18 protein-coding genes are annotated in these 18,322 nt (G+C 62.8%); 11 read left to right on the top strand and 7 right to left on the bottom strand.

Going from position 1 to position 18,322, the window contains the following annotated elements:
* Window positions 1–166 precede the first annotated feature (166 nt).
* The 6 genes from LH365_RS11885 to LH365_RS11910 all read left to right on the top strand — a co-directional run bounded on the left by LH365_RS11885 (window position 167) and on the right by LH365_RS11910 (window position 6,240).
* Entirely contained in the window at window positions 167–2,533 is a 2,367-nt protein-coding gene (locus LH365_RS11885; protein WP_226743845.1) for a glycoside hydrolase family 2 TIM barrel-domain containing protein, read from the top strand.
* Window positions 2,534–2,660: 127 nt separating this feature from the next.
* A complete protein-coding gene (locus LH365_RS11890) occupies window positions 2,661–2,813 on the top strand; it encodes a hypothetical protein (protein ID WP_226743846.1) in 153 nt (50 codons plus the stop codon).
* A 16-nt stretch (window positions 2,814–2,829) separates the two neighbouring features.
* Window positions 2,830–4,329 (top strand): beta-xylosidase, encoded by a 1,500-nt coding sequence (locus tag LH365_RS11895; protein WP_226743847.1) that lies wholly within the window; start codon window positions 2,830–2,832, stop codon window positions 4,327–4,329.
* A gap of 22 nt (window positions 4,330–4,351) precedes the next feature.
* Window positions 4,352–5,167: an alpha/beta hydrolase gene (locus LH365_RS11900; RefSeq protein WP_226743848.1), complete on the top strand. Its 816-nt coding sequence runs from the start codon at window positions 4,352–4,354 to the stop codon at window positions 5,165–5,167.
* Window positions 5,157–5,918, top strand: a complete 762-nt coding sequence (locus tag LH365_RS11905; protein WP_226743849.1) for an SDR family NAD(P)-dependent oxidoreductase — start codon at window positions 5,157–5,159, stop codon at window positions 5,916–5,918. The genes LH365_RS11900 and LH365_RS11905 overlap by 11 nt, the downstream gene beginning before the upstream one ends.
* A 70-nt stretch (window positions 5,919–5,988) precedes the next feature.
* Entirely contained in the window at window positions 5,989–6,240 is a 252-nt protein-coding gene (locus LH365_RS11910) for a hypothetical protein (RefSeq protein WP_226743850.1), read from the top strand.
* 185 nt (window positions 6,241–6,425) lie between these two features.
* On the opposite strand, the gene LH365_RS11915 is transcribed toward LH365_RS11910, so the two are convergent.
* The 4 genes from LH365_RS11915 to aroA all read right to left on the bottom strand — a co-directional run bounded on the left by LH365_RS11915 (window position 6,426) and on the right by aroA (window position 9,935).
* Complete coding sequence (locus LH365_RS11915) at window positions 6,426–7,112, bottom strand: ATP-binding cassette domain-containing protein (RefSeq protein ID WP_226743851.1); 687 nt, start codon at window positions 7,110–7,112, stop codon at window positions 6,426–6,428.
* Window positions 7,109–7,786, bottom strand: a complete 678-nt coding sequence (modB, locus tag LH365_RS11920; RefSeq protein ID WP_226743852.1) for a molybdate ABC transporter permease subunit — start codon at window positions 7,784–7,786, stop codon at window positions 7,109–7,111. Before modB ends, LH365_RS11915 begins: the two co-directional genes overlap by 4 nt.
* A 4-nt stretch (window positions 7,787–7,790) precedes the next feature.
* Window positions 7,791–8,546 (bottom strand): molybdate ABC transporter substrate-binding protein, encoded by a 756-nt coding sequence (modA, locus tag LH365_RS11925; RefSeq protein ID WP_226743853.1) that lies wholly within the window; start codon window positions 8,544–8,546, stop codon window positions 7,791–7,793.
* A 120-nt stretch (window positions 8,547–8,666) separates the two neighbouring features.
* Window positions 8,667–9,935, bottom strand: a complete 1,269-nt coding sequence (gene aroA / locus LH365_RS11930) for a 3-phosphoshikimate 1-carboxyvinyltransferase (RefSeq protein ID WP_226743854.1) — start codon at window positions 9,933–9,935, stop codon at window positions 8,667–8,669.
* Window positions 9,936–10,175: 240 nt separating this feature from the next.
* Between aroA and LH365_RS11935 the strand changes: the two genes are divergently transcribed.
* The 5 genes from LH365_RS11935 (at window position 10,176) to LH365_RS11955 (ending at window position 14,086) form a co-directional block, all read left to right on the top strand.
* Complete coding sequence (locus LH365_RS11935) at window positions 10,176–10,412, top strand: FeoA family protein (RefSeq protein WP_226743855.1); 237 nt, start codon at window positions 10,176–10,178, stop codon at window positions 10,410–10,412.
* Window positions 10,413–10,428: 16 nt separating this feature from the next.
* Entirely contained in the window at window positions 10,429–12,261 is a 1,833-nt protein-coding gene (locus tag LH365_RS11940) for a ferrous iron transporter B (protein ID WP_226743856.1), read from the top strand.
* Window positions 12,258–12,473, top strand: coding sequence for a hypothetical protein (locus LH365_RS11945; protein ID WP_226743857.1), 216 nt, complete (start codon window positions 12,258–12,260; stop codon window positions 12,471–12,473). The genes LH365_RS11940 and LH365_RS11945 overlap by 4 nt, the downstream gene beginning before the upstream one ends.
* Before the next feature lie 76 nt (window positions 12,474–12,549).
* A protein-coding gene (locus LH365_RS11950) for an IS5 family transposase (RefSeq protein WP_370639726.1) occupies window positions 12,550–13,304 on the top strand; the annotation gives its coding sequence in 2 pieces (ribosomal slippage) (window positions 12,550–12,868 and window positions 12,868–13,304; 756 coding nt in all).
* A gap of 542 nt (window positions 13,305–13,846) precedes the next feature.
* The gene (locus LH365_RS11955) at window positions 13,847–14,086 is read left to right on the top strand and encodes a hypothetical protein (RefSeq protein ID WP_226743859.1); all 240 of its coding nucleotides are present in this window, start codon (window positions 13,847–13,849) and stop codon (window positions 14,084–14,086) included.
* A 5-nt stretch (window positions 14,087–14,091) separates the two neighbouring features.
* Here LH365_RS11955 and LH365_RS11960 read toward each other — a convergent pair whose 3' ends face one another.
* The 3 genes from LH365_RS11960 to LH365_RS11970 are packed head-to-tail and all read right to left on the bottom strand — an operon-like array spanning window position 14,092 to window position 18,279.
* Complete coding sequence (locus tag LH365_RS11960) at window positions 14,092–15,411, bottom strand: NCS2 family permease (RefSeq protein WP_226743860.1); 1,320 nt, start codon at window positions 15,409–15,411, stop codon at window positions 14,092–14,094.
* A gap of 26 nt (window positions 15,412–15,437) precedes the next feature.
* Entirely contained in the window at window positions 15,438–16,355 is a 918-nt protein-coding gene (locus tag LH365_RS11965; protein WP_226743861.1) for a 5'-methylthioadenosine/S-adenosylhomocysteine nucleosidase, read from the bottom strand.
* Window positions 16,356–16,413: 58 nt separating this feature from the next.
* Complete coding sequence (locus LH365_RS11970; protein WP_226743862.1) at window positions 16,414–18,279, bottom strand: polysaccharide lyase family protein; 1,866 nt, start codon at window positions 18,277–18,279, stop codon at window positions 16,414–16,416.
* Window positions 18,280–18,322: the final 43 nt, after the last annotated feature.

An 18,322-nucleotide genomic window follows, 5' to 3' on the forward strand; every position in this document is an offset into this window, starting at 1 on the left:
GGACCGGGGGCGTAAAGCAAACCCCACAATCATAGTATAAATTGCCTTGCGTAACGCTCAAAACCGGTCATTAATGACCAAAAAAGCGCAGCGGTTCGACGGCACCAACGCCGTACCGCGTAGAATGACGGAAGCCGCATAAGCGGCGGGCTGACAGGGAAACAACATGCTAAAACGATACGCCGTGGTCATGGCTGCGCTGATGTTCGCCGCTTCGGGCGCGATTGCGGGCGAAACCCTCAACTTCGATGCCGGCTGGACCTTTGCCAGAGGCGACATCGAGGGGGCGGAAACGGTCGCGGGCGCCCCTGCTGACTGGCAACCCGTCAACCTGCCGCACGACTGGGCCATTTCCGGGCCCTTCGATCAGAACGCCGCTTCGACCGGTTCCGGCGGCTGGCTGCCGACGGGCGTCGCCTGGTATCGCAAGACCTTCCCCCTGACACCCGAACTGAAAGGCAAGCGCGTCTTTATCGAACTGGACGGCGTGATGGAACGCGGCGGCGTGTGGATCAACGGCATGCACGTCGGCCATCGCCCCAACGGCTATTCCAGCGTGCGCTATGAGATCACCGACCATCTGAAGGACGGCGACAATGTTGTTTCGGTACGCGCCGACACTTCGGCCCAGCCGGCTTCGCGCTGGTACGCCGGGGGCGGCATCTATCGCCACGTCAAGCTGATCGTCAGCGGCGATATCCATGTCAATAGCTGGGGCACCTTCGTCACCACGCCCAGGATCGATGCGCAAAGCGCCGCGGTTAAGGTCGAAAGCGCTATTGTCAATCAGTCGAAAACCGACCGCACGGCGCATCTGGAAATCGCCCTGACCGGCCCGGACGGCAAGCCCGCCGGCACCTTCAAGGGCCCGGCCCGGACCCTGCCCGCCGGGCGCTCGGTCAAGCTCGCTGCCGAAGGCGCGCTATCCAATCCGAAGCTGTGGGATGTCGGTCAGGGCAACCTCTATATCGCCGAAGTGAAGGTGATCGCGGACAATGGTGAAACGCTGGAAACGGACCGCGCCACCTTCGGCGTGCGCACTATCGAATTCCGTGCCGATACCGGCTTCTGGCTCAATGGCAAAAATATCAAGCTGAAAGGCACCGCCATCCACGCCGACGGCGGGGCTTTCGGCATGGCCGTGCCGTTGAGCTTCTACGAGCGTCGGCTGCGCGGCCTCCAGGCGCTGGGCGTCAACGCCATCCGCACCGCGCACCATCCGTTCTCGCCGGAATTCCTCGACCTGTGCGACCGTCTGGGCATCGTGGTGATGAACGAGGCCTTCGACATGTGGACGGTGGCCAAGAACCCGAAGGACTACCACCTGTTCTTCACCGACTGGTCCTCACTGGATGCGCGCGATTTCGCCAAGCGCGACCGCAACCACCCTTCGGTCGTCATCTGGTCGATCGGCAACGAGATCCACGATACGCCCTACCCCATCGTCGCCAAGTCGATCCTGACCCGCCTGCAAAACATCTTCCACGAAGAAGACCCGTCACGTCCGGTGACTATGGCCCTGTTCCGCCCCAACACCACGGGCGACTACAAGAACGGGCTGGCCGACCTGCTGGACGTGGTGGGTCAGAACTATCGCGAAAACGAGTTGGTGCAGGCCTCGAAGGACAAGCCGACGCGCAAGATCATCGGCACGGAAAACTCCAAGAACCGCGCGTCGTGGATTCCGGTGCGCGACTATGCCCCCTATGCCGGCATGTTCCTGTGGACCGGCGCGGACTATCTGGGCGAGGCCGACCGCGCGGGCTGGCCTTTCATCTCCAACCCGTCGGGGCTGGTCGACCGTACCGATGTCGTAACGCCCATCGGGTGGGAGCGCGCCTCGTGGTGGGCGGAAGCGCCCGTGGTCAAGATCGGCCGCCGCGTCACCGAGGTCATCGACACCTCCGAACTGCCGACCATGGTGGGCGTGGCCATGCCTCAGCCCAAGGGGCCGGGCGTGCTCAACGACTGGACACCGGACGATTCGAACCCGCATACGGAAAAGGTCGAGATCGTCGCCAATACGCCGACGGTCGAGCTGTTCCTCAATGGCAAGTCGCTGGGCAGGAAGCCCAAAAATGCCGACGACAGCGCCATCAAATACGACGTGCCTTATGCTGCCGGGACGGTCCGCGTAGTGGGCTACGACGCTGCGGGCAAGATCGTGGCGCAGGACGAACTGAAGACCGCCGGCCCCGCGGCTTCGGTGCGGCTGATTGCCGAACAGAAGGCGCTGACGCCCGGCTTCGATCACGTGGGCTATATCCGCGCCGAAGTGGTCGATGCCAGGGGCGTGCGCGTGCCCAATGCGGCTCAGGCACTGACCGTGGCAGTCGAAGGCGCGGGTACGCTGGCGGCGTTCGACAACGGTTCGCCGACGGATTCGACCGTGTTCTCGTCGCCGACGCGCAAGGCTTGGAATGGCCGCGCGCTGGTCATGGTCCGCGCCACGGACACCAAAGGCAAGATCAAGGTCACGGTCTCCGGCGAAGGACTCAAGCCCGCGACGGTGACGCTGGACGCCAAAGAGTAGACGCGCGTTCCCCTCTCCCTTGAGGGAGAGGGTGGCCGACAGGCCGGGTGAGGGAGAAATACCACCGCGCCCATCCCCCTCACCCCAGCCCTCTCCCCATAGGGAGAGGGGGTTACAGGATAATAAAATGCGCCATATCCTTACGCTTTCGGCGGCTCTGATCGCCCTCGCCCTGCCCGCCGCGGCACAGGACTTCTTCCCGGTCACCGTCACGGTCGACGCCTCGAAATCCACCGGCCCGCTCAAGCCCGTCTGGCGCTTCTTCGGCGCCGACCGATGAGCCCAACTACGCCACCATGAAGGACGGGCAGAAACTGCTCGGTCATCTGGGCGAACTGAAGCCCAAGCAGGTTTATTTCCGCGCCCACAACCTGCTCAATACCGGCGACGGCACGGCGGCCTTCAAGTGGGGCAGCACCAACGCCTATACCGAGGATAAGGACGGCAAGCCGGTCTATAACTGGATGATCACCGACATGATCATCGATTCGTATCTGGATCGCGGCGTGCGGCCGTATCTGCAGATCGGCTTCATGCCGCAAGCCCTGTCGTCTGCCCCCGAAGGCATGCCCTATCGCCACTCATGGCGGCCCGGCTTCAAGTACGAACTGATCGAAGGCGGGTGGAACTACCCGCCCAACGACTACAAAAAATGGGAAGAACTGGTCTATCAGTGGACCAGACACAATGTCGAAAAGTACGGCAAGGACGAGGTCCTGACCTGGTATTTCGAGGTGTGGAACGAGCCCAACGGTCCGTCCTACTGGAAGGGCACGCCGGAAGAATTCTACAAGACGCACGACTATGCCATCGCGGGCGTCAAACGCGCCCTGCCCGAAGCCCGCGTCGGCGGTCCGGACGTGGCGGGCTCCGGCGGGGCCTTCATGGACGGCTTCCTGAAACACGTCGTCTCCGGCACCAACTACGCCACGGGTCAGACCGGCACGCCGACCGACTTCCTCGCCTTCCACGCCAAGGGCCAGCCCAAGTTTATTGACGGCCACGTTCGCATGGGCATGACCAGCCAACTCAAAGGCATAGATACCGGCTTCCGGAAGATCGCCGCCGTTCCCGAACTGAAAGACACGCCCATCGTCATCGGCGAGAGCGACCCCGAAGGGTGCGCGGCCTGTCCGGGTGCGGCCAACGGCTATCGCAACGGTACCATGTATTCGAGCTATACCGCCGCTTCTTTCGCCCGCATCTGGGAATTGTCTGAACGGCACAAGGTCAATCTGGAAGGCGTGCTGACCTGGGCCTTCACCTTCGAGGATCAGCCGTGGTTCGCCGGTTACCGCCAACTGGCCACCAATGGCGTCGACCTGCCCGTGCTCAACGTCTTTCGCATGTATGCGAAGCTGGGGCCGGACAAGCTCAGCGCCACCTCTTCGGCGCAGGTGCCGCTGGACGAGATGATCGCTACGGTGACGCAGAAGAACGATGTCGGCGTCATGGCCACCCGCGACGGCACGAAGGTCGCGATCCTGCTGTGGCACTATAATGACGACGACCTCAAAGGGCCGGATGCGCAGATCGCCGTCACTCTCAGCGGGCTCGGCAAGGCTGCATCGCGCAAGGTCACGCAATACCTTGTCGATCCGCAAACCGCCAATGCCTATACGGCGTGGCAGAAGATGGGATCACCGCCATCGCCCGATCAGGACCAGTATAAACAGCTTGAAGCCGCCTCGGTCATGCAACCGGTTGCCTTGCCCGCCGTAGCGGTTAAGAAGGGACAGGCGACGCTCAACCTGACCCTCGTGCGTCAGGGCGTCACCCTGCTGATCATCGAGTAACCGGCACCCGGAGGGGGAAAGCATGAAGGGTTTGGTTCGCGCCGCCGTGGTGGCGCTCGGTCTGGCCGTGAGCCTGAGCGCCTGCGCCCCTGTGGTGCGCAGCAATATCTACTTCCCTGAGCCCCTGCCCGCCGCGCTTGAATGGCCCGCCGCTGCCCCGCGCGAGGTCAGCGTCACCACCGCCGACGGCCTGAGCCTCAAGGGCTATTACTATCCGCCGCGCGAGCCCGGAAAGCGCCTGATCGTCTTCTTCCACGGCAATGGCGGCAACCGTTACACCGCCGCGCGCTACGCCGCGCCTCTGACGCAGGAGGGCGACGGCCTGCTGATCGCCGACTATCGCGGCTATGGCGGCAATCCGGGCAAGCCCAGCGAAACGGGCCTGCGCGCCGACGCCGCGGCCTTCATCGCCTATGGCCGCACCCTGCAACCCGGCGCACTCGTCTATCTGTTCGGTCACTCGCTGGGCGGTGGCGTGGTGCTCGATGCGGCGACCCGCGAAGACATAGCCGGTGTGATTACGCTCGGTACCTTCTCGTCCTTGTCGGACATGGCACCGGCCTATGCGCGGCCAATCCTGCCCGACCGCTTCGACAACCGCAAAGCCGTCACGCACCTGAAGGCCTCGCTTCTGCTGATCCACGGCACGGCGGATAATGTCGTGCCGTTCGCTCAGGGCAAGGCGCTCAACGACGCGGCCACCACCGCCAATGCCGATGTGCGCTTCCTGCAGCTTAAGGGCGCCGACCACCATCCGGACTTTGCCAGGCTCGCGCCCTCAGTCCTCCAACAGATCGGGCAGATGCCCTTCAACGATCGGAATATCCATGCTCAATGACCTCAAAGGCAAATCCGTCCTCATCACCGGCGCGTCGTCGGGCATAGGTGCGGCGGTGGCCCAGGGCTTTGCCGAATACGGCGCTTCGGTCGCCGTCCACTATGCGTCGAACGCCGAAGGCGCTCAGGCCGTAGCCGACGCCATCATCGCGGCGGGCGGCACGGCGGTGATCGTTCAGGCCGATCTGACCGATCCGAAAACCGCCAAGGGCATGGTCGAAGAAGCCGCGCAAAAGCTGGGCAAGCTCAACATCCTCGTCAACAATGCCGGCAGCCTGTGCGGCCGCCGCCCGTTCATGGAGATAGATGACGAACTCTACGACAAGGTGATGAACCTCAATGTGCGCTCGGTGATCAACGCCTCTCAGGCGGCGGTGCCCCTGATCGAACAACAGGATGGCGGCGCCATCATCAATGTCGGCTCGATCGCCGGCAATGACGGCGGCGGACCGGGCTCAGGTCACTATGCCTGCGCCAAGGCCTATATTCACAACCTGACCCGCCATATGGCGCGCGATCTGGCCAAGCGCAGCATCCGCGTCAATGCCATCGCCCCGGGCGTCATCGGCACGCCCTTCCACGCGGCGACCCCTGCCGACCGCATGGAAGCGATGAAGAACTCGACGCAACTGGGGCGCATCGGCACGCCGGAAGACTGCGTCGGCACGGTGCTCTATCTGGCGTCGGGGCGCATGAGCGGCTACGTGACGGGGCAGATCGTCCACATCAACGGCGGGCAGTATATGCCGTAAGCGTAAGGGCATTGCGCCCTTATGCCGGTTTTTCGATCATGTACGCTCTTTTTCGTAAAGGAGCGTTCCCATGATCGACGACATCAACACGGAAACCTTCGAAGACGGCGAGCGCGTCGAGCACGCTGAAAAGGGCCTCGGCACGGTCAGTCACGACCCCGCGGACGAAGATCTGATCGTGCCACCCAAGGAAGAACGCAAGGGCGGTTCCGACATGGTCTATATCGTGTGGGACGACGACCGCTTCCCGGTCGGCAAGGTCCCGGTTTCGGAGTTGCAAAAGGTGCCCGACGCCACGGCGGCGATTTCGACAGGGGTTTAGCCCTGTCATACCTCCCCAACTTGTTGGGGAGGGGGACCGCGCCCGAAGGGCGGGGTGGTGGGGGTATCTTGCGATAGGTCCACTGGTCCAGCCGGTTGGAATTTAGAAAGAAACCCCACCACCACATCTCACTTGCTTCGCAAGTTCGTGCGGCCCCCCTCCCCGGCATAGCCAGGGAGGAATGATTACGAACCTAATGCCTTCAACGCCAGCGCCTCAATCTCAGCCTGAGACAGACCTTCAAGCGTCGCCGCCGGACGCTCACTCAGCCGCCCGTTCTGCATATAGACCGCGTGCTCAGTTAGCCGCGCCACCTCCAGAGGATCGTGGCTGACGTACAGTACCGGCACGCGCGCGGCCAAGTCGCGGATCAGCGGCAATATCTCCGCCCGCGCGGGCTGATCGAGGCTCGACAAAGGCTCGTCCATCAGCAGCAGGTCCGGCCCGGACAACAGGGCCCGCGCCATCGACACGCGCTGGCGCTCTCCGCCCGACAACCGCGCCACATTACGCGGCAGAAGCGCGTCGATGCGCAACAGATCGATAATCGCCACCTTGTCCGCACCTTTCGGATTGCGTTTAAGGGCAAAATCGAGATTGCCTTCGACCGACAGATGGCTGAACAACGACGGCTCCTGAAACACATAGCCGACCGCGCGTTTGTGGACCGGCAGGAAGCCCCGGCCATCCTGCCACACCGCATCCCCCACCTGAACCCGCCCGTTCAGTCGCTCCAGCCCGGCAATGGCGCGCAGCAGCGTCGTCTTGCCCGATCCCGACGGCCCCATGATCGCCGTGAGCCCCGCGCCTGCCTCGAAGGCCACGGCCAGGTCGAGATCGCCGATTTTTCCGCTCAGATCGATGCTGATCATGGACGTATCCCCGCCGAGCGCGCGCCGAAGCGTCGGTCGACGACCAGCATGATGATCAGGGCGACGAAGGCGAAGGCCAGCAGCCCGCCGGAAATCAGATGCGCCTCGGCAAAGTTCAGTTGCTCGACCGCCTGGAAGATGCGGATGGACACCACTTCGGTCTGGCCCGGAATGGCGCCGCCGATCATCAGCACCACGCCGAATTCCCCGACCGTGTGGGCAAAGACCAGCAGGGCCGCGGTCACATAGCCACGCCGCGCCTGAGGCAGGGCTACCGACCAGAAGGCGTCCCAAGGCGAGGCGCGCAAGGTCGCGGCCACCTCCAGCGGACGCGGCCCCATGGCCTCGAACGCATTGCGGATGGGCTGCACCGCGAAGGGCAGCGAATAGACCAGAGACCCGATGACCAGCCCGGTAAAGGTAAAGGCCAGAGTGCGCACGCCGAAGGGCTGCAACAGCCCCATCAAAGGGCTGTTCGGACCCATGGCGATCAGCAGATAAAAGCCGAGCACCGTCGGCGGCAGGACGATGGGGAGGGCGACCACGGCGGCCACCGTATCGCGGAACCACCCGTTCCCTTTTGCCAGCCACCACGCCAGCGGCGTCGCCAGCACCAGCAGAAGGGGCGTGGTCACGGCGGACAGCAGGAGCGTGACGCGGATGGCCTCCCACATGCGGTTAGCGAACCTCGTAACCGTGCGAGCGGATGATGGTCACCGCCTCCGGCGAGCGCAGGAAAGCCATATAGGCCTTGGCGGCGGGGTTATCCGCGCCGGTCTTGAGCAGCACGGCCTGCTGATCGATGGGGCTGTAGAGATTGGCCGGCACGACCCACGACGAGCCGCCCTTGCCCTGCGTCTGGGACAGGGCAACGAAACCCAGTTCCGCCGCGCCGGTGGCGATGAAGGTGTAGGTCTGAGCGATATTGCCGCCCTTGACGATCTTCGATTGCAGACGGTCGTAAAGACCGAGCCTGGTCAGGGTCTCCACCGCCGCCGCGCCGTAAGGGGCCGCCGCCGGATCGGCGATGGCCAGCTTGTCGAAAGTGCCCTTGCTGAGGACCGCGCCCTTGGCATCGACGCGCTTATCGGCGCTCCACAGCACCAGCTTGCCATAAGCGTAGACGAAGCGCGTGCCCTTTACCGTCAGGCCGTCGCTGTCGAGCCTGACCGGGCGTTCGGCGTCGGCGCTGAGGAAAACCTCGAACGGCGCGCCATGCGTGATCTGGGCGTAGAACTGTCCCGACGCGCCGAAGCTCTGCGTGACGGTGTGGCCGGTCTTCTTTTCGAAGGCGGTGGCGATCCGTTTGGCGGTTTCGGTGAAGTTGGCGGCGACGGCGACCTTGACCTCACCCGCCTGCGCAAACCCGGGCGCGACCAGAAGCGTCAGGGCGAGGCGTAAAGCCAAAGGCACGGAACGACGGAGGATTTGCATGGCTTCATGCTGACATGGCGAAAGAAATTTAGCCACGAAAAACACGAAAAGGCACGCACTTCATTGCGTGACCGCTTCGCGCGCAGCGTTCGTAATTTTCGTATTGTTCGTGGCTAAACTTTACGGATGCTTTAACCCAACGCCCAAGCCTTCCAAAACATCCCAGTAGGTTGGAAAGGTCTTTGACACGCATTTGGGATTGTCGATCACCACGCCCGACATCATCAGCCCGGCAAGCGAGAAGCACATGGCAATGCGGTGGTCGTTATGCGTATCGATGACCGCCTTGGTGCGCGCGCCGATCAGCGCCGGATCGGCATGGACGATCAGATCATCGCCCTCTTCGTGCGCCAGCCCTGCACGGATCGCGTTCAAACCGTCGCACACGGCGCTGACCCGGTCGCATTCCTTGACACGCAGATTCGCGATGCCCACGAAACGCACCGGCGTTGTGTTGAACGCCGCCAGCACGGCCAGGGTCGGCACGGCGTCCTGCATCTGGGAACCGTCGATCACCGCCGGCATGTTCGGCCAGGTCATGATGACGTCGCGCGCGCGGGCGTCCGGCTGGGTCAGGGCCGCGGTGTCCATCTGGAAGTCGATCTTGCCCCCCGTCAGCACCTCCGCCGCCCATAGATAGGTGCAGGAGGAGGCATCGGGTTCGATGGGATAATCAGCCGCCACATAGCCGGTCGGCTCGACGCGCCACACACCGTCCGAGGGCTGGGAGACCTTAGCGCCGAAGGCCTGCATAACGCCCAAGGTCAGGTCGATATAGCCGCGCCCGCCGATGCCCTGATCGCCGCGCAACCTCACCTCGACCGCGTTGTCACCGCAGGCCGCCAGCATCAGCAGGGCCGACACATACTGGCTCGACAGGCCGGCATCGATTTCCACCACATCGCCGGAAAAGCCGCCACGCGCCTTCACCGTCACCGGCGGGCAGCCGGTCGGGGCCGACACCTCGACCCCCAGCCGCGTCAGAGCCTCGACCAGCGGCAGGATCGGCCGCTTGCGCATGTGTTCGTCACCATCGATGACCACTTCACCGTCAGCCAGCGCCACCGCCGCCGTCAGGAAGCGCGTCGCCGTCCCGGCATTGCCGAGGAACAGCGGCTTGGCGGGCGCCTTGAGCTTGCCCAAAGAGCGCAGCTTCACTGTGGTGGCATCTTCGTGTTCGATCTCAACGCCCATGTCGCGCAGTGCGGTCGCCATATGCACCGTATCGTCGCTGGTCAGCACGCCCGACAGGGTGCTGTCGCCCTTCGCCAGCGCCGCGACCAGAAACGCCCGGTTGGTCAACGACTTGGAGCCCGGCACTACCACCGAACCGGTGATCGGTCCCGTGACCGGCACGATTTCAAGCTGGGGGAAGGCGTCGATATTCATGGGAACAGGCTCCGGTGTATCGGCGCTTCCTAAACACCTATGGCCGTTTCGTAAAGGGCGCGACGAAAGGCCGCTCACGCGGATGCAATTGTTTTCATTGCATTTGAAACCGAACGCGCACGAAAACCTGACTAATGCTATCGGATAAAACCGTTGTCAGGACAGTTTCAATTGCGTAAGACCCAGTTTAAAATCATTCTCACTTGCAAGTTTGCGGATTTTTTGACTGGCGTCCCCGATATGAAACTCAGCGATCTGCCCCTGAACACTGCCGCCATCGTCGTCGATGTCGCCGATCTCGGCACCGACGACCGCGTAGGCCGCCGCCTGCGCGAACTCGGCTTCGTCGCCGACGAGCCGGTGAAGGTGGTAGCCAAGGGGCCGTTCGGGGCCGAGCCTCTGCTGATCCAGATCGGTTTCACCCGCTTCGCGCTGCGCCGCGCCGAAGCCGAACGCGTCGACGTGCGTAAAGCGTAAGAGGGGATTGCCTGAGATGTCCGGAATGTTGATCGCGCTCGTCGGGAACCCGAATTGCGGCAAGACCGCCCTGTTCAACCAGCTCACCGGCGCGCGGCAAAAGGTCGCCAACTTCGCCGGCGTGACGGTCGAGCGCAAGGAGGGCAGCTTCACCGCCCCGTCCGGCCGCACGGTCAAGGTGCTGGACCTGCCCGGCGCCTACAGCCTCGATGCGCTGGGTCCTGACGAAGTGATCACCCGCGACGTTTGTCTGGGCAAGGTGACCGAGGTCGGCGCGCCCGACGTGATCGTCTGCGTCGCTGACGCCACCAATCTGCGCCTGCACCTGCGCTTCGTTCTGGAAATCCGTAAGCTGGGCCGCCCGATGGTGCTGGCGCTCAACATGATGGATGCGGCCAAAAAGCGCGGCATCCATATCGATCAGGAACAGCTTCAGGCCAAGCTGGGCGTCCCGGTCATTCAGACCATCGCCATCGCCAACGGCGGCGCAAAGCACCTGATCGAGCATATTGACACCCAGACCATCGAGGCCCCCAGGGCCGCCGAAACCGGGCGCGACGTGCACATCGAAGTGCGCGACATCCTCAACGCCGCCGTCACCATGCCGAGCTTCACCGCGAAGCTCGACGATCAGATGGACGCTGTCCTCCTCAATCCTGTCTTCGGCCTGCCGATTCTGGCGGCACTGATGTTCGTGGTGTTTCAGGCCGTGTTTGCCTGGGCCACGCCGCTGATGGACGGCATCGAAGGCTTCTTCGGCTGGGCGGCGGAGATCGTGCGCGGCTACATGCCCGAAGGCCTGCTGCAAAGCTTCATCGCCGACGCCATGATCAGCGGGGTCGGTTCGGTGCTGGTCTTCCTGCCGCAGATCCTCATCCTGTTCTTCTTCATCCTGATCCTCGAAGAGTCGGGCTATCTCCCGCGCGCCGCCTTCCTGCTCGATACGCTGATGGCGCGGGCGGGCCTGACCGGGAGGGCCTTCATTCCGTTGCTGTCGTCGTTCGCCTGCGCCATTCCGGGCGTCATGGCTACGCGTTCGATCCACGACATCCGCGACCGTCTGACCACCATCATGATCGCCCCGCTGATGACCTGTTCGGCGCGCCTGCCGGTCTACGCCCTGCTCATCGCCGCCTTCATCCCCGAACGTCAGGTCTGGGGTATCCTCAGCTTTCAGGGCCTCGTCCTGTTCGGCCTCTATATTGCGGGCATCCTGTCGGCCCTGATCGTGGCGTGGGTGATGAAGCTCCTGCGCAAGGACAAGACCCCGGCCATGCTGCTGATGGAGCTGCCGTCCTACCGCCTGCCCAATCCGCGCAATCTGGCGCTGGGCCTGTGGGAGCGCGCCGGCATCTTTATGCGGAGAATTACCGGCGTCATCTTCGCCGCCAATACGCTGCTGTGGGTGCTGGCCACCTTCCCCAAGCCGCCCGCCGACGCCACCCTGCCCGATATCGACTATTCTTTCGCCGGCATGATCGGCCACGCCATCGAGCCCATCTTCCGCCCCATCGGCTTCACGTGGGAAATCTGTATCGCCCTCATCCCCGGCATGGCCGCGCGTGAAGTCGCTGTCTCGGCGCTGGGGACGGTCTACGCCATTTCGGGCTCGGAAGATGCCGTAGCCAATCAGTTGCAAGCGACCGTCGCCTCGCAATGGTCGCTGGCCACCGGCTTCTCGCTGCTGGCCTGGTACATCTTCGCGCCGCAGTGCCTGTCGACCCTGGCCGTCATCAAGCGCGAAACCAATTCGTGGAAGTTCGTCGGCCTGACCACGGCCTACCTGTTCGCGCTGGCCTATCTGGCCTCGTTCCTCACCTATACGCTGACAAAGATGGTGGCCGGATGAGCTACGACCTGATCCAAACCCTTATCGTGGCTGCCATCGTGGCACTGGCCGCCGTGATGATGGCGCGCCGCCTGTTCCCCAAAGCGTCGCAGGCGGTCGCCGGGCGTCTGGGGCTCAAGCCCGCCAGGAAGCCCGCCGCCGGCTGCGACTCCGGCTGTTCGTCGTGCAATGGCTGTAAGGCGCTGAATTTCGACCTGCCACCGAAGACCTAGGCTCAGGCCCTATTAATTAACACGAGGGATTCCCAAAGGGTGGGTGATGTGATTCACTTTTGGAAGGAGGTGGATCATGGATGAAGTGTTTTTGCTGTCTGAGGTGCAATTCAACCGGATACGCCGGTATTTTCCGTTGTCGCACGGCGTTCCTCGCGTGGATGATCTGCGCGTGGTCAGCGGGATTATTTACGTTATAAAACATGGTCTTCAGTGGAAGGATGCCCCCAAGGGCTATGGTCCGCACAAGACGCTTTATAACCGTTTCATGCGCTGGAGCCGGATGGGCGTTTTCAATAGGGTTTTCACCGCTCTGGCCTCGCAGGCTGGTGATCCGGAGCAACTGATTATCGACGCCACGCATCTCAAAGCCCACCGCACCGCAGCCAGTCTGCTAAAAAAAGGGGATTTCCCCGCCTTCTCGGACGCACCAAAGGCGGCCTGAACTCCAAACTTCATGCGGTTACCGACCCGCGCGGCAGGCCTATCCGCCTGTTGCTGACCGCCGGACAGGTCAGCGACTTCAAGGGCGCAGCCTTGTTGTTGGATACACTGCCCAAAGCAAAAACTTTGCTGGGCGATCGGGGATATGACGCCAACTGGTTCCGTAACGCTCTGAAAGGTAAGGGAATAAATCTCTGCATCCCTTCAAAGCGTAATCGAAAAGTTCAGATCGAGCATGACAAAATACTCTATAAGCAACGCCATAAGGTCGAAAACATGTTCGCCAAACTCAAGGACTGGCGGCGCGTACACACTCGATACGACCGCTGTGCCCACACTTTCTTCTCTGCCATACTCATCGCCGCTACCGTCATCTTCTGGCTCTGATCAATGAGTCCTGAGCCTAATTCCCTCGAACTGACCTTACCGGAATTCCGGGCAAAAAAAAGCCGCGCATTGCGGCGCGGCCTTAAAGTTTACAGGGAGGAAACGCCCAGGAAGGGCAATCAGCGCCGAAGCGCTGAACATCTCCAATTTAGTTTGCGACGCAGCAAAACGCAAGGCCTGATGCGTTAAGCATCTTCAACAAAAGTTACAAAAGCAATTGTGTCTGTGATTGCAGCGCAGCACATAATTTCCCAGAGCGCTTCCCGCCAAAGTGGGCACCCTTTTAGGAAAGGAAGCGCGCGAAAATAAAACTTAGAGCCACGATCCGGCTGAACCGGATCGAGGTTCTAGAGCGAGATGATTTTAAAGTGGAAACATCATCTCGCTCTCAGTTTTTGAGTGGTCGCGCAATTTTTCCGAAAAGGGGTGCCCACTTTAGCGGATTGCGCTCTAAGCTCATCCTTATAAACCGGGGGTCTTTCGGCACTGCGGATTACCTCGGTCAGACGCATAGTCTGACGATCATCCGAAAGGAGTTCGTAATGAGCTATCCCGAAGACCCGTTACATGCCCGCGGTGACGACGTCACCCGCGCCGGCCCCGAAGGCCCCGGCAACCTGCCTAAGCGTCGCCTGCCGTGGGGCGTCATTTCCTTGCTGGCAGTCATTGCCGGCTTTCTGATCGCTTTCACCGCCATGAACCGCGACAGTCCCACGGCCAAGGGGCCCGATGCCGCCTACGACGCCAACCGCGTCGAGGAGACCGGCACGTCGCATCCTTAGCGGGCTCAACCCGCACTGAGCCAAACAAACCGCGCGACAAACAGCCCGGCCAACACCAGCAGCAGCCAGTCGCTCAGGCGGGCCCGACCGCGCAACAACTTGATGACCACATAGGCCGTGATGCCGAAGGCCAAACCGTTGGCGATGGAGAAGGTCAGCGGTATCCCGATCAGGATCAGGAAGGCCGGGACCGAGACCAGCGCGTCGTCCCAGTCGATTTCCTTCAGCGGCGCCATCATCAGCGCGCCGACAATGATCAGGGCGGGCGCGGTGGCGGCCGTCGGAATGAACTGCGCATAGGGCGCGAAAAACAGCGCCACAAGGAACAGCAGACCCGTCACCACCGCCGTCAGCCCGGTGCGTCCGCCTTCGGCCACGCCCGCCGCGCTTTCGATATAGCTGGTGACGGTCGAGGTGCCCATGGCCGCCCCGGCCATGGTGGCCACGGAGTCGGTGAACAGTATCTTGTTGAGGCGCGGAATGGTGCCGTCAGGCTGCATCAGGCCCGCACGCTTCGATACGCCGACCAGCGTGCCGACATTGTCGAACAGGTCGACAAACAGAAATACGAAGATGATTTCGAGGATGCCGAAGCCGGTCTTGCCGAGGTCCAGCGCCGCGGGAATATCCAGCGCAAAAGCCGTCGCCGTCAGCGATTTCAGGTCATAGGGCGTCGGTTGATAGGTCACGAGCCCGACGCCCCAGGCGACGGCGGTCGTAACCAGAATTCCGATCAGCACCGCGCCCTTGATACGCCAGGCGCTCAGCACCGCGATAATCAGCAAACCCAGCAGGGCCAGAGCCGCAGACGGGGCCTTGAGGTCGCCCAGCGCCACCGTGGTGGCCGGATTGGCGACGATGATCCCCGCCTCTTTCAGACCGATAAAGGCGATGAACAGGCCGATGCCGCCCGCCACGGCGGCGAACAAAGGCTTGGGGATGGCGTTGACGATCATCTGCCGCACGCCGCCCAGCGTCAGCAGCAGGAAGCACACGCCCGACAGAAAGACGCAGCCCAGCGCCGTCTCCCACGGCAGGCCCATGCCTTTGACCACGGTGAAGGTGAAATAGGCGTTGAGCCCCATGCCGGGCGCCATGGCCAGCGGGTAGTTGGCGACCATGCCCATCAGGATCGAGGCGAAGGCCGCGGAGGCACAGGTCGCCGCCGCCACTGCCGCCAGCGGCATGCCGGTCTGCGACAGGATGGCCGGATTGACCAGCACGATATAGGCCATGGTCAGGAAGGTGGTGAAACCGGCCATGACCTCGGTGCGCACATTGGTCCCCTGCGCGCTCAGGCCGAAATATCTGTCGAGAAAGCCCATATCGTCCCCGCTGAAAAGCTGCCCGGTTATGGCAATGCCCGGATAAACCGGCACACCACCGCCGCCGAATTTTCCGACGCTAGCGCCATGAAGGTCGCCATCTGGTTGGCGTGTTCATCCCCGCCCGCCAGATCGGACAGGCTGCGGAAAACGATGAACGGCACGTCGTTGGCGAACGCCACCTGCCCCACCGCCGCGCTCTCCATATCGGCCACGCGCGCATTGAAGGCGCGATGCAGATAGTCGCGATAATCGGCATTATCGACAAAGGCCGGCGATGACACGGCATCCCCGCCGACATGCAGTTGCGGCTTGTGATCCAGACACCGCCCGTCGCTCGTGCAATGCGCCAGTTCGGTCTGCTCAAGCTGCGCGGCAACGGCCAGCATGGCCGGATCGGCCTCGAACCACACCTTGGGCTTTGGCGCGTGCTTGGCGCTGCCGACCACCACAGAATTGGGGATGAGCATGCCGTAGGCTTCTATGCCTTCCGGGGCCCAGGTCAGCCAGTCGGGCTTGACGAAACCCGTCGCCGTCTGGCGGCCCATAATGGTTTCCAGCGATTGCGCCCAGCGCGCCGGCGCGACCACGTCACCGATCTTCAGCGACGGGTCGATGCCGCCGGCAATGCCCGAAAAGACGATACGCTCGACGTGAAAGCGGTCGATGAGGATCTGGGTGTTCATGGCCGCATTGACCATGGACATGCTCGACATGGTCAGCACCACCGGCTTGTCTTCCAGCGTGCCGGTGACGAACTTCATGCCGTTGATGCTGTGGCTCCTGGCGTCCTTCAACCGTCCGATCAGGGCTTCCCACTCCGGCTCGAAGGCCGAGATGACGCCGATGCGCGGGGTCTTGTCCAGATATTCCGCCGCCCGCGCTTCCGTCGTCATCGCCACGCCCATCACCATCGTCAGACAGAGGATCAAGACACGCCACATAATATCACCCCTTCGCAAATGCGAAAGGCTAACGCGCGACGGCGCAGGACGCAAACAATTACTGCACTTCGAGGCGGATGGCGTCGTACATGACCTGACCCGGCGCGGCGGTGCCGGGGGCCTGATCGTCATCGGCGGCCGCCGCATCGACGGCCTTGACCCGCGCCGGATCGAAGGCTTGACCGTCGGCGTGACGGAAGGTCAGATCGTTCTCGCCTTTGAGCAGCGCGGCATCGAAGCTCAGGGTTATGAGGTTATAGTTCTGATCCTGCATGCCGCCGCGATAGCCGGCCGTGCCGGTCTTGGGCAGGCGGATGGCCCCGATCTCCTGACCGTTCAGCGCCACACGCACGTCGGTCAGCGTACCCTTTGCTGGCTGCGCCGAGGCGATGCCGATCGTCAGCGTCCCTTTACCGGCCTGCGGTGCGGCCTTGAAACGCAGGTGCCAAGCCGGGTCCTTAACGTACCACGACCACTGCGCGTAGTTCCAGTCGCGGGCCGGCACGCTGCGGCCGATGGTGTAATCGACATCGTTGGGGAATTGCTGCGGGTAGAGGGTGAACATCTGATAGCCGCGCGAATCGTCGCCATTGCGGAACTCCGCCGCCTGACGGTCGAACGTCCCCAACTGCCACAGGGTCCTGCCGTGCGTTTGCCTGTCCCAGAAAATGGTGCCGGCATCCTGCTCGCCCGCGGTGATGGTCACGGTGCGGCCGGTCAGGTCGTTCGGCTGATCGGCGCCGGTAACGCTCAGCGCATAGGTCCCCGGCGCAATGCCGTCGATGCGGAACTGCCCGTCGGCATAGACGTCGCCCCAATAGTTATAACCCTTGACGCTGTCCGCCCAGTTGGCTTTCAGGTCCGACAGCACCACCTTGCTCTTGCCCGCCGCCGCGCCGTTCAGACGCACCTCACCGGTCAGGGTGCCGCGCTTTCTGGCGTATTCCGGCGCGCTGACGAAATCATAGGGCCATTGGGCCTTTTCCACCGCCAGTTGCCGGTCGATATCGAACCACAGGCGGTTGGGCGTCGACGCCGGATTGGCGTAGATCAGGAAGGGGCCATAGACCTTGGACCAGTCTTCGCCCGCCTGCACATCAACGGATTTCGCGCCGAAATGCGCCGATTGCAGCACGCGCAGCAGCACATCGTCGTGCACGGTCTGGCCCTGCTTGATCGGTCCGCCATTGTGATATTCGGGCGAGGCCTCAATCATCCAGATGCCGCGGCTTCTGTCCGCCTCGACCGCCAGCGTGCCATAGGCCGACACATCGCCCCAATAGACCGAATTGAGATATTTGGTCTTCACCGTCCCGTCGGCCAGCCGGAAGGTGGCGTCCATCAGCTTCTGCGTCACCTCGGCGCGCGGGATGCGGATGAGATTGTTGCGCGAAATGGTCCAGGCGTTGAACACGTCCGGCGAGGTGCGCAGGACAAAGCGCGTCTGCCACAACCGCGCCGCGGGCTGGTCGGCCGGATGCCGGAAGACCACATAGGCGTATAACCCCGGCAGGCCGTCCTTCATCACGTAATGCCGCTCGGCCTTGAACGGGAAATGCTCGGTCGGGCCGCTGGTGATCTTTACATCGGCCAGCGCCGCCGTGGCGGTGGTCAGTTCGACCGTCGTCGTCTGAGGGTTCGGGCGGTAATAGCCCTTCTTCGGCGCAGGCGTGATGGTCGGCCCCAGCGCCTCGGCATTGGCATCCCAGTAGAGTTTCTGGCCCTTTTGCACCATCTCCACCGCTCCGTCGCGCAGGTCCCTAAACGACACCACATCGCCGTTGGCGTCGATCACCGCTTCGACCAGCCCGTTATTGAGCGTCAGCCGGCCCTCGACGCGGGTCGCCGTAACCTGAGCGGCGGCGGGCATAACACCCAGCAGGAGGAGAACCGGCAGGACGGCTTTGAGAGCAATGGATTTCACGGAGACTTACCTGAGCGTTTTGTTTATCGCTCGTCAAACGTCA

The organism is Asticcacaulis sp. AND118 (assembly GCF_020535245.1).
Lineage (GTDB): Bacteria > Pseudomonadota > Alphaproteobacteria > Caulobacterales > Caulobacteraceae > Asticcacaulis.